15 protein-coding genes and 1 pseudogene are annotated in these 15,192 nt (G+C 42.1%); 3 read left to right on the top strand and 13 right to left on the bottom strand.

The genetic code is table 11. The features are described 5' to 3' along the window. Positions 1-15 precede the first annotated feature (15 nt). Complete coding sequence (locus ACZ5LF_RS01550) at positions 16-924, top strand: DinB/UmuC family translesion DNA polymerase (RefSeq protein WP_464759565.1); 909 nt, start codon at positions 16-18, stop codon at positions 922-924. A 99-nt stretch (positions 925-1,023) separates the two neighbouring features. Here the strand turns inward: ACZ5LF_RS01550 and ACZ5LF_RS01545 are convergent, their stop codons facing one another. From ACZ5LF_RS01545 to ACZ5LF_RS01535, 3 genes are all read right to left on the bottom strand, one after another. After that, on the bottom strand, positions 1,024-1,803 hold the full coding sequence (locus ACZ5LF_RS01545; RefSeq protein ID WP_380570567.1) for a hypothetical protein: 780 nt from the start codon (positions 1,801-1,803) through the stop codon (positions 1,024-1,026). A gap of 606 nt (positions 1,804-2,409) precedes the next feature. After that, complete coding sequence (locus ACZ5LF_RS01540) at positions 2,410-3,510, bottom strand: transposase (RefSeq protein WP_380709890.1); 1,101 nt, start codon at positions 3,508-3,510, stop codon at positions 2,410-2,412. Further along, positions 3,497-3,964 (bottom strand): transposase family protein, encoded by a 468-nt coding sequence (locus ACZ5LF_RS01535; protein ID WP_411843044.1) that lies wholly within the window; start codon positions 3,962-3,964, stop codon positions 3,497-3,499. The genes ACZ5LF_RS01540 and ACZ5LF_RS01535 overlap by 14 nt, the downstream gene beginning before the upstream one ends. A 539-nt stretch (positions 3,965-4,503) precedes the next feature. Here ACZ5LF_RS01535 and ACZ5LF_RS01530 point away from each other — a divergent pair. Next, complete coding sequence (locus ACZ5LF_RS01530) at positions 4,504-5,565, top strand: PTS sugar transporter subunit IIC (RefSeq protein ID WP_380570839.1); 1,062 nt, start codon at positions 4,504-4,506, stop codon at positions 5,563-5,565. Between the two features lie 20 nt (positions 5,566-5,585). Continuing rightward, a complete protein-coding gene (locus ACZ5LF_RS01525; protein WP_380570838.1) occupies positions 5,586-6,515 on the top strand; it encodes a 2-dehydropantoate 2-reductase in 930 nt (309 codons plus the stop codon). Between the two features lie 30 nt (positions 6,516-6,545). On the opposite strand, the pseudogene ACZ5LF_RS01520 reads toward ACZ5LF_RS01525, so the two are convergent. The 10 genes and pseudogenes from ACZ5LF_RS01520 to ACZ5LF_RS01475 all read right to left on the bottom strand — a co-directional run. Further along, positions 6,546-7,096, bottom strand: a pseudogene (locus ACZ5LF_RS01520) (IS30 family transposase); the annotation flags it as partial. A 718-nt stretch (positions 7,097-7,814) separates the two neighbouring features. Further along, on the bottom strand, positions 7,815-8,276 hold the full coding sequence (locus ACZ5LF_RS01515) for a helix-turn-helix transcriptional regulator (protein ID WP_380570837.1): 462 nt from the start codon (positions 8,274-8,276) through the stop codon (positions 7,815-7,817). Positions 8,277-8,840: 564 nt separating this feature from the next. Then, the gene (locus ACZ5LF_RS01510) at positions 8,841-9,206 is read right to left on the bottom strand and encodes a protein rep (protein ID WP_380710261.1); all 366 of its coding nucleotides are present in this window, start codon (positions 9,204-9,206) and stop codon (positions 8,841-8,843) included. Positions 9,207-9,508: 302 nt separating this feature from the next. After that, entirely contained in the window at positions 9,509-9,682 is a 174-nt protein-coding gene (locus tag ACZ5LF_RS01505) for a hypothetical protein (RefSeq protein ID WP_380570836.1), read from the bottom strand. A gap of 120 nt (positions 9,683-9,802) precedes the next feature. Continuing rightward, entirely contained in the window at positions 9,803-9,967 is a 165-nt protein-coding gene (locus ACZ5LF_RS01500; protein WP_464759561.1) for a hypothetical protein, read from the bottom strand. A 429-nt stretch (positions 9,968-10,396) separates the two neighbouring features. After that, positions 10,397-11,932 carry an anthrax toxin lethal factor-related metalloendopeptidase gene (locus tag ACZ5LF_RS01495; protein WP_380570834.1) on the bottom strand — a complete coding sequence of 512 codons (1,536 nt, stop codon included), beginning with the start codon at positions 11,930-11,932 and terminating at the stop codon, positions 10,397-10,399. Between the two features lie 177 nt (positions 11,933-12,109). Then, entirely contained in the window at positions 12,110-12,385 is a 276-nt protein-coding gene (locus tag ACZ5LF_RS01490; protein WP_380570833.1) for a YciI family protein, read from the bottom strand. A gap of 45 nt (positions 12,386-12,430) precedes the next feature. Further along, positions 12,431-13,423, bottom strand: a complete 993-nt coding sequence (locus tag ACZ5LF_RS01485; protein WP_380570832.1) for a FecCD family ABC transporter permease — start codon at positions 13,421-13,423, stop codon at positions 12,431-12,433. Continuing rightward, positions 13,416-14,387, bottom strand: a complete 972-nt coding sequence (locus tag ACZ5LF_RS01480) for a FecCD family ABC transporter permease (protein WP_380570831.1) — start codon at positions 14,385-14,387, stop codon at positions 13,416-13,418. The genes ACZ5LF_RS01485 and ACZ5LF_RS01480 overlap by 8 nt, the downstream gene beginning before the upstream one ends. Continuing rightward, positions 14,377-15,192, bottom strand: a complete 816-nt coding sequence (locus tag ACZ5LF_RS01475) for an ABC transporter ATP-binding protein (protein ID WP_380570830.1) — start codon at positions 15,190-15,192, stop codon at positions 14,377-14,379. Before ACZ5LF_RS01475 ends, ACZ5LF_RS01480 begins: the two co-directional genes overlap by 11 nt.

Here is a 15,192-nt window from a genome sequence, read left to right as displayed (position 1 = left end):
ATTGATGAATTTTTTATGGATATTACTAATAGTTACCATCTGTTTTCCAAGACACCAAAAGCATTTGCAAAGCACTTAAAAAATGAAATTTATGAAGTGACACAAATACAGTGTGCCATTGGTATTGGCGATAACCTTTTACTAAGCAAAGTGGCATTGGATATTGAAGCAAAAAAAATGCCGGATGGCATCACGGAATGGCGTTATAAAGATGTAGAAGAAAAAATGTGGGGGATTAAACCCCTGTCAAAACTATGGGGAATTAATATGAAAAGTGAAATGAACCTTAACAAGAGGGGCATTTATAGTGTTGGAGATTTAGCAAACTATTCCTGGAAATATTTGAAGAGAGATTTTGGTATCGTGGGGGTCGATTGGCATCTTCATGCCAATGGCATAGATGAGAGCTTTATCAGAGATAAACACATAGCACATCGCCCTTCGATCGCTAAAAGTCAGATTCTACTCCGAGATTATACGCTTACCGAACTATATGTGATTTTAATAGAACACGTTGATGAAGTGACTTATCGTATCAGGTTAAATAAACAACTTGCACGTACGATTTCTTTCTCTATTGGCACAAAGGATGGAAAGATTTATCGAAAGCAGTTTACAATAAAGGCAGGAACAAACAACTCTAATAAGATTATTCAACTGATATGGAGCCAATTAAATAAAGTGGCTGACCCACATAGTTCGTATAGGACGATTAATGTATCTCTAACGAACTTCTTACCGGATTCAGTCATGCAGATATCACTATTTGATACAGATAAGGATCTAAAAGAGGAAAAACTGAACCACACAATTGACCAATTGAAGCAACGGTATGGCAGCTCCAGTGTATTGAGAGCCACCAGCTTGACCGATGCATCTACATTCAAGTATAGATCTACCCTTATTGCCGGACATATGATATAAGGAAATTTGTATTAGTTTAAATGACATTATTATATAATTACAGAGCCCGAAATATTATGGTTTCGGACTCTGTTATGGTGATATTGATCAACTCATTTTTTAACTATTGCAAGTACTGCTACATGCTAGACGTACTACATTTGATTTTAATACTTGCGTTCGAGCTGAGTTTTTGTAGAAAGTAGTAACATGTTTAAAGTTTGGTCTATTACGGGGAGCATTTGAATCTTTATATACAACTGTTTTGTAGTATGCTTTGCTTGCATTTACTTTGCTTGCATTTATCTGAAAGTAAAGATTAGCTACTTGAGTTACAGTTCTAGCTGTTTGCGGTAATTTTGTAATACTTGCTACTATTATTGCAATTGCACCAACTGTAAACCTTTGTAGCTTTAGATTATTAGACCCTGTATAGGTTTTATTGTACTTCCATGATGAGGCAGCAATCTGGTAAAGATTTTCTTCAAAATGCATACTATCTTTTAAATTTACTGACATTGCTTCTATGGGAACTTCACTATATTCGTTTGTTTGTTCAGAGGTTTGTTTAACGGTATCTTTTTCTACGACTGTAATAATTGAATCAACCAGCTCGTATTCTTGAGTTTCTTTATTAAGCATATAAATTTCCGAATGGACTTCCGTTTCACTTACAAATACTTCTATATTCTTATAATCTTCTCCCTCATTACTATAAGTATAAACGTATTGATTTGAATTCATTTCCTCGAAAACCACATCTTCATTTATTCCTTCTAATTCTTCTGTACTTGCTTCAGCAGTTTGTACTTTTTCCTGACCGCCAAGAGTAATAAATGTTTCTGAGAACGGATACAAAATCAAAGAAAAAATCATCAAGCATAAAACTTTCTTCTTCATAACTAACAACACCTCTTATATGATAATTGCATTATAACCTATGAATTTACTTTTTTCTATTTTTTTTATAATCTACAATTATCGAAGCAATAATTACAATAATTGACACTGTTAAGTAGGTGAATATATCAATATAATTCCATATAACTAACGCTAGAAGTATAAGTAATATAACTGTTGTTACTACATTTGAAGAAAGTAGTTTCATTGAAATTCCTCCTAAGAAAGATTAATACGTATATTTTACCTTAAAAATTCAGAAAACGGCCATTATTTATTCAATAGGCTATACTTTTATTCTGAGAACTTTATATTTGTACTTTCTACAGTTATTCGCATTAAACACCGATTATTTTACATCTATCTAAATGCACACTATGTTAAATAGCATTTTTATATAATAGCAGAACTTAAAAAATATTATGGTAGCTCATATTGCCTTTATTTGCTTTAGAGAATTATAAGAAATCGTGAATTTCCATCCCATTCTCCTTAGTGTTTCGTTTCGCATCTACTTTATTTGTATGGTATTCATATTTTGGCTCTTACGCTAAGTTGGGGAATGCTTATATATAGATTGTGATGAACATAGCCAAAATTTTAAATTTATAGTGGACGATAAAGCATATGCTGTCTCAACAGCCTGAAACCGGCCCGGCCATACATAATCCGTTTGATGGTCTTCAGCCGATTGACGTTCCCCTCGACGAAACCATTGCTTTCATTATACATCAGGGCATGCACCGTGGGCTTGAAATCAGTGAGCAGCCGCCGGATGAAGTGTTTCGTCAGAGGGTCACGGCGTTGTTGTTCAAATAGGATGAGTTCAGTAAATCCGACATGATCCTTCTCGGCAATGCATTCGCGAAAACCAGCCACAAACGCATAGACGGGCTGGCGTTTTGGGTACTGTTGGAGGATACGGTTGATGATGTCGCGCTCGGCGTCCACTTCAAGGTGGTTCTGCCACAGTATGCGCCGAATGTCACGACGGCTGTGATACTCAATGTCCAATGGGGCCGCCACCCGTTTCCGTTTTCGAAGATCGGCGACAAAATTTTTCACTGAACCGTAGGCCCCTTTATATCCAATCTTCAGTAGTTTTTCATAGATTGCCCGAACGGAATCGCCGTCCGCCTCCCAGTGAATGACCGATTTGTGAAAGGCATCCAGCAGTTTGGACCGTTTCTGGCGGGTCGTGTCCGGCACCCCTGTCATCCCAAGGTATCGCTCGACCGTCTTCCAGTGTAGATTGAACTGCCGGGAAAGCCGGGAGATTGAATACCCTTGTGCATGGTACTTCTGGAGTGTCCGGGCCTGTGCCCATTTCCTTTGGGCATTTTCCAAGCGGTGATGCTCAGCTTTGGTCTGAGGCGGAGGAACTGGCGGCGGTGATCGCATGCCGAGGTCAATGCGTACCGGCAACACTTTCCTTATAATCCGATCATGTAGGGTCCAGAGGTTCTGAATCAGATGGAACCGGTCATGGATCTGAATGACGGCCGGGGCATGGGTCGTGATGATGTCCTGAAAACGCACATATCTATCTCGGGTGATGTGGGTCAGCTCCGGATGCCCCTGAATCCATTGGGCCAATGTGGCCGTTTCCCGGTCGGGCAGGAGATCAATCGGATGATGTGTGACGGCATCGCAGATCAGAATGCCATACCGATACCCTTTTCGCCAGGCGAAATCATCGATGCCCACAAAAGGGGCTTTGCGGAACAGGCATCTCTGTTTTATGAATCAGGCGCAGCAGTGTGTCATGGCTGACCGGCATCCCAAGCTGCCGGGTGACAGTTTCTCCTTGGACACAGCTGCTGGAGAAAGCAATGGTCCGCAGTGCTTCATCCAGACGAATCGTCCGCTGGCCATAAGGGACCAGCCAGTCAAAGCGTTCCGTAAATACCTTTGTGGCGCATAATGCATTCGAACAGAACCATTTCCGGGCTTTCAGATACAGTTGAACGCGTCGCCCCTGGATGGGCAGGTCATCTATGACCCGCATGTAGGCACTGTGTCGCTGAGAGGTGGTGGAATGGCAGTGGGGACAACGGCCTGTGTGCGTATCCAATGTAATGACATATGATACAATATCCTCTGTTTTCACATAGGAGAGTACAGTCAAGCGAGGGTCTAAATCAGTGAAATGATCATACATGGTCACCATTCCTTTTTACTGATACATACCCGTTTCTCCCCAACTTAGCGTAAGAGCCCAGAACCACTTGACGGTTACAGACAATTGGTACAAATCCGTTTACTCAAAGAAAATGGGCACCGGTATAAATATATATCATGTTATTGAAAAGAGAAATAATTATTTTTGGTTACATAACGTATTATATAGCATGTTTGAATATCGTAACTTCTTTTCCTTCTATTTCTAGATAAAATTCATATTTACTGACAAACAACAATTTTCCTCTCATCGCTTTGCCGTCTATAAGACCGATTTTCACTTACTCCCCAATTTTTTTCATATAGCCATAATATTTTTGATTTTCTTCCATTCAAATCTTCCTTTCTAATAATTGTTCTCTTTTTATTGTAACGCAAATATTATTTTGATTTACCAGGGGTTGGTATTTATTAAACGAGAGAACTGATAATTCAGAATTTAATTCAGGATATTGCCAGACAGCATGGTAAATGGTATATTTATCGTGAAATAAATCACAAATAGAAGGTGGGAATTACATGGATGGAGCTAAAGAAAGAATAACACCAAAAAAATTCTTGTTTAATATACTCAATGGGGTGGCCCTTGCGATTGTTGTTGGTCTAATTCCAAATGCGATCCTCGGAGGGCTGTTTGGGTACCTTGCTCAATACGGAGATATTTTTACTACGCTTCAAAATGTGGTCGTAGGTATTCAATTTACTATTCCTGTCCTGACCGGTGTATTGATTGCAATGCAGTTTGGTATGACTCCATTACAAACAGTCGTCGTGGGAACGGCTGCTTTCGTAGGATCAGGTGCTGCTGAATTCACAGATTCCGGCTGGATTATAACAGGAATTGGGGATCTCATTAACACGATGATTACTTCAGCCATTGCAGTTGGAATCATGTTAATCATCAAAGATAAACTCGGGAGTCTCAGTATCATTCTGCTCCCCATTATTGGCGGGGGGATTGCGGGATTAGCTGGTATATTACTTTTACCATACGTAAACACAATTACACTTGGACTCGGGCTACTGATTAATAGTATTACAACTACACAGCCTATAATTATGTCTATTCTTATATCAGTATTGTTTTCAATAGTAATTATCTCACCTGTCTCTACTGTGGCAATTGCATACGCAATTGGCATCTCGGGGGTTGCAGCGGGTTCCGCAGCAATTGGAGTCGCTTCAGCTGCAATTATGTTGTTCATTGGCACGTATAAAGTAAATAAAATAGGGGTGCCCATCGCAGTTATACTCGGGGCGATGAAGATGATGATGCCGAACATGATCCGCTATCCAATCCTACTGCTACCAGTAAGTTTAACAGCAGCAGTGTCGGGGCTTGTCTCTGGTTTACTTAACATCCAGGGCACCCCTGCATCAGCGGGATTCGGACTTGTGGGTTTTGTAGGTCCAATTCAGTCCATGGCTTTGTTAGATGGCGGCATTGGGAGTGTCATATTTAAAGTAATCTTTGCATACGTTATTGTCCCTTTAATTTCAGCACTCCTATTCCACTATCTCTTCGTCAAAATACTTAAGATATATAAGCCAACTATTTTCTATTTTGAAGCAGAATCATAATATGGAAGGATGTATAGTAAATGAAAATTGCAGTAGCAGGCGCAGGTGCACTAGGCGGTAGAGTAGGGATACAGCTTCACGAATCAGGCGTTGATGTAACACTCATAGATAGATGGGAGGAACATGTCAACGCCATTAACGAAAAAGGAATGGAAGTACACACAGAGGATAAAGTATATCAAGTTCCTGTAAAAGCAAAATTATTGGAAGATATAGATGAATCATATGATTTAATCATTATTTTAACTAAAGCCATGTATGCAGAAGACATGCTGCAAGCGTTGTATGAAAAAAATTCAATACACGCAGAAACAGCAATCCTCACTATGATGAACGGATTAGGCCATGGGGACCGTCTAGCCAAGTATGTGTCCAAGGATCGCATATACTTGGCAGTGACGATGTGGACCGCTGGACTCAAAGGGCCGGGACAGATTGTATTAACAGGATCAGGTGGCATCCAGATTCAAAGAGCAGATGGCATTGCGTCAAAAATGACAGAGGAAATCAACGATATATTCAACACAGCTAACCTAAACTCTATTATAAGTAGGGATGTTCAACACTCTATTTGGGCTAAAGCAACCTTAAATAGTGTCTTAAATCCTTTATGTTCAATTTTGGATAAAAGGATTGGGGAATTTGCCGCTTACGGTGCCGTAATTGAAATGATCACCCCAATAATTGAAGAAATTATAGAAGTTGCAGGTGCTCGTGGTGTAAATTTAGATTTTGATGCTTCATTAGAAAAAATCAAGGCGGCATTCCCTGACAGTGCGGCGGGACTGCATTATCCATCGATGCATCAAGACTTGGCAAAAGGTGTTCAGACAGAAGTAGATTATCTAAATGGTAAAATCTCTGAATATGGAAAAGAATATGGGATCAAAACCCCGAATAACGATATGATTACTCATCTAATTCATCAATTGGAAATGAAAAATCATTAAAATGGATTGGAAATTACAAGATTTCATTTGTCAAAATAAGCTAGACAGTTGCTTTTCACCCATGTAACTCAAAAAGACTTCCAATGGTGTACGATAGTTCAATGATTTTCTCGGGATATGGTTTCTCCTGGCGCAACCGATGAGACGAATGTCTGGTCGACCATGTTGAAATCCATATCTTTAGGCAGGCCATCCCTTCTGAGCAATCCATTTGAATGTTCGTTCAGTCCCCGCTGTGATGGTGTGCCCGGATCGGCAAAATAGATGGCCCAATCATGCTGGTTGCTCAGTGCCCGCCAGTTGTAAAATTCCTTGCCACAATCGAAGGTGATGGACTTGAATAGGTTTCTCGGCACCCAGTGGCACCATGTGTTGATGGCGGCTTCGATATCTTTGGCCGTCCGACCTTCAGGCTTCAAGGTGATGATGGCTTTTAATAGCCGTTCGACCAGCTTGATGACGGCACTTTTATGACGCACACCAACGATAGTATCGCCTTCTAGGTGACCGAATTCTTCATCGAAGGTGGGATAGTCAGCTGCTCTTTCAGAGATATTTCGCCTGAAGGTCTGACGGGCACGGCCAATCCGTTTCGCAATATGAGAAATCGGTGTGTCGTGATGGAAATAGGCTTCTATGATTACCAGTTCATCCGTGGTAATATGGGTATGGGTCATGCATGATCACTCCTATGATTTCTTTGGTCGGAAAACCATTTGAGTGTATCATGCGTGACCTTTTTATGTGTCTAGCTTAATTTTACAATCGGCGAAAACGAGAAGATAAATATTTTAGGAATTGTCTCGATTCTAATTCCTACTATCCTATCAATACTCATTTTGAACTTCTTACTGGGAATTTTCCCATAGAAAAAATCGAAGGACCGCCACTAGTTATTAGACTAACCTACTTATTTGAGACAATATAAAACACCTTCGAAATGGTACAATGTTCATCAACATCTTTTACATCAATTCGTGCCAACTTTTATCAATCTCCTTCCGATTTAGATGTACCTCAACAGGTACATTTGTAATATTACATCAAAAAATAGCTGTTTTCATGTACTTAAACAGGTACATTTGGTTAAAATCCGGACGGAAAAATATATTGTCGGCACTGCCGACATATCAAGGGTTTTGAGGTTTTGTAGGATGAAAATCCGGAAAAACCTCCTTATGCTCTTACTACGTTTACTGATTTTCAGCTTTTGTATTTCATTTTAAATGGAATACACTCTAAAAATAATTGGAAATCCATCTTCCAAATCATAAATTGAAGCAAATCTCATGGGGTTATTTAATCGACTTGCTGCCGCGGAATGATGTAGAAGTAACATACCAGACCAATAATCACAGCCGGTACAATGGCAATATAAATATTCTGTCCAAAATTAATAAGTACTATTTTAATGATTTCATCAAGATCTCTACTTAATATTTCTTGATAACGATTAGTATCTTTAATCCCTCTAATCAATATTGTTAATGCAAAAATTATACAATAACTCACCAGACCATATTTAACGCTTCTCTTCAATTTGTCGTCCACAGTTTGTTCTTCAATGACCAACACTTCCAGTGATACATTCAATAACTCTGATAGTTTTATCATGTTCTTCTTACTTGGATAGCCGTTCCCCAATTCCCATTTTGAAATTGATTTGTCACTCACACCTAATAACTCCGCAACATCTTCTTGTGTAAGGTTATTATGTTCTCGGTATTCTTTTAGTTTGAAACTCAATATACTTTTGGACATTGTCATCCTCCTATTCGCTCATACTTATCGTTAATTTTAAACAAAACTCACTCTACCTGAAGGCATTTCTTAAAAATAGAATTCTATTTTTAAACCCTTACACTCAAAAGATTGGGTTCGAGAGTGGTGGTCTTGGTTTATTTCTTGATTTACTAACATACACCCAAAAAATGATTTAAACGCTCATATACGCTTATTTGGACTCTGAAATGGTGTCTAACTCTCAGTTCGGTTTGAATTCAAATCTCAGTACTGCCCAGTTACGCACACGTCATTTTTTATCAAAAATTCCGCATGCTGCACTGGGATAATTCGCTTCAAGAGTGTATTCTAAATAAATTCTAAAACTAGGGAAATCGAAGGGTAATTGAGGGGTAAAGCCGTTTTTTTATTTAGAATCACACAACACACCCGCACCGATTGAGCCACCGACATTCTCCCCCAATTCGTTTCGTAATAAATTACTATACTCAACTCTTGACCTCCCTATACCCACGTGCAGGGTTAGGGAGGTCAAGAGTAAATGGGGGCGTTTAGGTGTGTATTTCGGTGCGGGGGTGTCGGTTATTCTTCGATGTCTGATTCGTCTAATAGGGTCTGATTGATTTCTTTTTGCATGTCTTGATTCATGAGTTTGCGTTCGGTTTCGATGTAGTCAGTTTTACCCCAGTGATAAAAAATTTGGTAGATGTAGTAGATTGGATCTATATCTTTATAGTGGTCGAGTTCCTTGGTTTCATAGAGTGTATTGGCGTCTTTAAAGCGGCCGGAATATACAATGAGGCGTTTGCCGGAAAGTGTGTTATAGAATGTGTCAAATACGGTTTCGTCTTGGAGATAGTCGCTGTTTTTGGCACTGTATTTGGCAATTTCGGAGATTTCTTTTTTGTTGTCAGTGTGTTTTATCCGTCTGATGTCGACTTGCGTGATGAGTGGATTTTTTGTCGATTGTTGCCAGAGTTCAAGCCATCTATCATGTTGATATATTGCTTTTTATGATCACACACCGGCTTCACTTGCCAATAAGGTTAGAGCTTATCATGGGTACGGATTTCGCTGAAAGACTTCAATACTCTTTCATATCGCTTATTTATTTTTTTAGACCTTCCAAATGTAATGAGCTTCAAATACCAAAGAACAAAGACTTGTATTGCTAAATTGGTTTTCTGTACAGACGGGTCAATAATTTTCATACTGTATCTCCTTTATATAAAACCGGGTGTATATTGACTCTATATTCTGGTAGTGGCCTCACTCTTTTTTGTTTTAGTCGCAATAATCAACCCGGTGGATCCTCCGCCAATGATGATAAACACAATCATCGGCACTATTTTGTCAAAGACGATCAGGCCCACGATAATCCATATCAAGAGATATGAAAAAAACAGCGTTTTATTTAACTTCAATAATGCCCCTCCTTTTCTTTTTGAATCCTTTGAACTGAAAAATTATGTCGGATGTCCCCTCTGTAATCGAATAATATCCGAAATATCAGTTGTCTGTCTGGCCTGATCGTAACATCCTGATCAGGCCATCGCAGTTCTAAAATCGGCCGCATTGGTATAGGCATAGAGATTATAGACGGGCTCGCCTTCGCCCCGGTGGTACCGACGGAGGGCTTTAACCGAGGATTCCAGGCCATAGGTGATGGCATCGTTCTGTTGGATGGCATCTAGATCAAATGTGGCCAAACGATTCACAGCGGTCTTGTATAAGGCAGTCAATTGGGCGTCACTAAAGAAGGGGATGAATTGGTGGTAAATCCCTCGGGTACAATGTGATTGGCGAATGTGGCATTTTTGATGTTGTCGATTCGGGTTAATTTCATTTTTTTCCGCATGCGCTTATATTTACGGCCTGTACTACTAAACAGAGAATTTAATAGTTTTAAAGAATACATAGTTTGTTTTTTGACCTTGATGTATTTAAATGTTTAAGTCCATTGGTATTGCGGGATTCCTGCAACATTTCACTTATTCTTCTCAAGAGACTTTCTATCGAATAAATATATTGCTGACGGAAGTATTACCATCCCTTCTCTATATTTAAAATATCACATTTCATTCATATGATACGAGAAAAAAAGCGAGTGCCAGAATTCTGGCACTCGTCTTCTAATATCAATTCCTTCTCATCCATAATACGATTGCGGCCACGAGACCAAGTATAAACAGTAGAATTGAACCAAATATTAATACTACATTCGATGAATCTCCATCGCTTGCTTGGGCACTTTCTTTGTCTGTATCAACTGATTCGGCACTCTCTTCTTCTGTTTCATCTTCAGCCTTGCCTTCTTCTGAGTCTTCGTTTGTTTCCTCCGATGCCATTTGTGCTTCAGCAGTATCTTCTTCAGTCTCTCCAGTTTCTCCGGAAGACTCTGCCGAAGACTGCTCGGTGGCAGATGTAGATTCTTCTGTTGCCTCGTCTTCTGGCTTTTCAGAAGATTCCTCTTCATCGGTTTTTTCAGTGTCTTTAGAATCTGAAGTTTCTCCATTTTCATCTGTAGACGAAGATTCCTCGTTACTATCTTTCGATACTTGGACATCTTCATTGTCCGAAATGGAAGATTTGAGCGATTGTTCCGTTTCATCCAGTTGTGACTGCTCCACATTTTCGGTCTGTAGCAGCTCTTCAGCATTCTCAAGGGCGGTCTGGAGTGCTGGAGAACGTTTTTCGAGCGGGACCTTTTTTGCTTCTGCCACCATCTGTTCAAGTCCTGTCCGGTCTACCTCGGGAGCATCTGCCTGATTACCGGTCGTTGCCGTCCTATAGTACGATGTATATAATGGATTGTCGTTCGCCCCCATCGCACGAATGTAATAATTGTAGCTGGTCGAGGTTTCAAGTCCTGTATCTTTATAGGAACTCTTTGTGGTGGTATCAATCAGTTGGTTGTTCCGGTAGATCTCATAATAGGCGGCATTACTGTTAGCATCCCATGCAAACTGGGTGGTGTTGCCTGTTGCACCCTGGATGCTGATCAGGCGGTTATGCAGGGTATGAATGAACTGATATGTCTGGGGCGCGCGGTTTGCGAGTTTTGCGTTCGCATTACCTCCCAGATAATACATGCCGAATGCTTCAGCGAAATACTCCCCTGGTGCATCGAAATAAGATGGCACTTCATGGTCATGGAACAGGCTGTTTTTCTCCTGGCTCATGATGTTCAGGAATTCCTGTGATTCGCTGAGTGTCGTCCCTGCTGCAAAGTCGTCCACAGCGTGGCCATATTCGTGCAGCTCAAGGTTGATCGTCGAGTGGCCGTTGCCTGGATTACTGTAGCCGATGCGTGCAGCTGTCGTATATCCTCCTGCTCCGGGCACATCATCCCATGTGGATCCGGTTCCTTCCCAACCATTGGGTGTGACACCGGACAAGTATTGGAATTCCGGCAGCTCAGTAAGGGGCATATCGGTCAATATGATCTTTACCCCCGCCAAACTTGTATGGTATAGGATACGTTCGTCGACACGATTGAGCCGGTTGATCATCGCTTGGGCTTCATTTGCATCATAAACCCCATCATCACTTCGGATCTCCAGCATATTATTGAGGCTCTGGCTGGCTGCCGAGGTGTTTTGGGGCGCATAAATTGTGAAAATCATCATCAGACTCATCAGGAGGACTGCACTTGTAAGTAATTTCTGTTTCATGATTTCCCCTCCCTCCACTATTCTTATGCTCTATATTCCCTATGATACATCTTTCACACTTATGTTACAGCTTTTAGCATTATAGTTTTGCACCACCGACGATGCTCGTTCTTAATTTCGACAAAAAAGCCAGGCCTGGATGGCTTAAGCCAAGACCTGACGTTCCTATATCGCCATTCAGCTGATTGTATAATCTGTCTGCATGTCCCACTCGTGGAGTTCGAGATGACGGGCATCGTGCATAAAGTAAGGGTCCTGAGAGACAAGTGCCTCCACCGCTTCTTTTGATTCACCTTTGTAGATGACAAGCCCCCCTACACCATCAGTGAAACGGCCGAACATCAGAACGCTGCCTTCCTCGCGCTTTTCCTTGATGAATTCCAGATGCTGCTCACGATACTGTTTACTTTTTTCTTCGTCTTTCATGGGAGATAAAGCCGCAAAATATTTCACTCCATCACTCTTTCTAAATGTTTTTGACCATCTTAACATGCCCGTTTAGATCTGTCTGGCTTTCAACAACAGCCGCAGGAAGTACGGACCTCCAATCAGTGCCACCACGATGCCCGTCGGAATGATGACCGGGGCCAGCAACACTTTGCCGAGCAGGTCAGCACCCGTCAACAGGACACCCCCCATCATCAGGGTGGAAGCAAATAACACTTTCATGTTCTGACCGAATACCAGTCGGGAAATATGTGGGGCCAACAGACCGATAAAACTGATCGCCCCACTGACACTTACCGCAAGGCTCGAGAGCATGGCGGACAAGATGATCAGCATCACCTTCTCCCGGCTTACGTTCATGCCGAGCCCCGTCAACATCTCATCATCCAGATTCAGCATCTCCATCTCCCTTATCCTAAAAAAGATGATAACGGTTATAATCATGATGTATGGCACTGAAACAAGGACGAATGGCCAAGTATCCCCCCATATATTGCCTGCAAAATAACGGTTGAGCATCTCCATCTGTGATTCATCGAACATGGATGTAAAGACATATACGAAACCAGTTACACCCATTGCTGTGGCAATACCGATGAGGATGAATATGTTGCTTTTGAATGTGCCACCGATGAATGACAGGAAGAAGATGATGAGGACGGTTGATAATCCGCCAAGAAAACTCATCAGGGGCAGAGCGAAGAGCGATTGTGTCATCGAACCACTGACGAACAGAATGTATAGTACAACCCCGAAGCCACTTCCGGCATTGACGCCGATGATTCCAGGATCAGCCAACCCATTTTTGGAAATGACCTGGAGTATGAGCCCGCTCAATGCCAAGGCCGCCCCGCAGACCAGCGTGATGATGATTCTCGGCAGCCGGAACTCAAACAGTACCAGTTTGATATCATCTCCTGCATGCCCAGCCATAAGATTGAATAGATCATCCACGCTTAGACTGTACGTGCCGGTCAGAAGATGGAGCACCACGATAGCCATAAGCAATCCGATGACCAGGATGAACTTTGTCCGATTACGCATATTGATCGCCCCGCTTCCTGATGATATAGATGAAGAATGGCAGTCCAATCATGGCAATGATTGCGTTGACGGGGGCCTCATTGAATATACGTGCGAGCATATCCGATATGGCGAACACCATCGCACCCGTCATACCGGTATAGATGATGGTGAAGCGGTGGAGATTGCCGAATATCATCTTGACGATATGTGGCACGAGTAGTCCGAGGAAGACGACATTTCCAACCATCGCTACCGCCATGCTTGCCAACATGATGGCAAGCGTCAGCGTAACGCGCCGATATAATGCCTGATTCTGACCGAGTGAAGTCGCCATTTCATCCCCAAACAACAGTATGTCGAGTTCTTTTGATAAAAACAGAAGCACCGCCGTCAACAGAAGCGCAGCTGGCAGGATGAGAGCTATGTTGGAGAGCGATTGCCCAGCTGCCCCTCCGGCCGTGAAAAAGGCGATGTACTGCCCTAGGTTGAAGGTGATGACAAGAAAATCTGTTACAGCGTAAAGCAAGAGACTGATCCCGGCCCCGGCAAGGATGAGATGCATTGGAGACTTTGAGCGGGTGACTGAGAGGATGACCATCCCCACCAACATCGCCCCAATGAATCCGGCACCCATCACTCCGATGAAGGGGAGTGCCGGCAGTGCGAGCGCGGCAACGATGATTGCGAGATTTGCCCCTGCATTGATGCCAAGTATGCTCGGCTCACTGAGGTCATTATGCGTCACAGACTGCAGTATCAGACCGGATATGCTTATCATAAAACCAGCAACCAGAGCCGCCAGTACTCTCGGCATGCGTATTTCATAGAGGATCTGATGGACCTGGTCGGTCATATCCAGATTGAAGATGACCTGCGCCACGGTCCCCAGGCTGTATGCATTGGTGCCATACATCATCGAGAGGAAGAAGGACAAAATAATACCCATCATAAAGATGGGTAGTGGGTACCATCTACGATCCATCCTGGACACCTTTTACCGTTTCGCAGAACAGTTCATAATCTGTCATGATCGGTTTTCCAGTTGCGGGATCGATGGCGATTGTACCATTTATATTGAAGACTTCGTTTAGGATATCATTCGTCAAGACATCACTTGGATGTCCACTTGTGATGATTTTCCCTTCATTCATTATTACTAGATGATCGGAGTACTTGATGGCATGATTGATGTCATGGAGCACCATGACGACCGTCTGCTTCGTCTCCTCATTCAACCTTTTGACGATGTTCAAGGTTTCCAGCTGGTGGTGGATGTCAAGATATGTCGTCGGCTCGTCAAGCAGCAGTACATCCGCTCCTTGGGCAAGCAACAGGCTGATCCATACACGCTGCGCTTGTCCTCCTGAAAGCTCGCTCATCATACGGCCTTCAAATTCAATGGCGCCTGTTTCCTTCAATGCCCAATCGATTATCTTATAGTCATCCGGCTTCAAACCCTGGAACCGCTTAAGATGTGGATAACGGCTGAAGCTGACAAGATCGCGTACTTTGACATCGTACTGCAATCTGTTCTTCTGGGATAGGATGCTGACCTTTTTGGCGATGTCCTTGGATTTCATCTGACGGATATCCATATCATTGATGTAGACCCCGCCTTCTTTTGCAGAAATGATTCTCGAAATCGTCTTCAGCATGGTCGATTTGCCACATCCGTTCGGCCCTATTATGGTCGTAATCTTCCCTTCCATCAGTTCCATATCAATATCGTCCAGGATCGTCCGGTTATTAAGCTCGATTGTTATATCCTTCAGTTCTACATGCGTCAT

The sequence above is a fragment of the Salinicoccus siamensis genome, assembly GCF_055391965.1.
The sequence above is the reverse complement of the archived record's forward strand: the minus strand, read 5'-3'. Positions and strand labels throughout refer to the sequence as shown.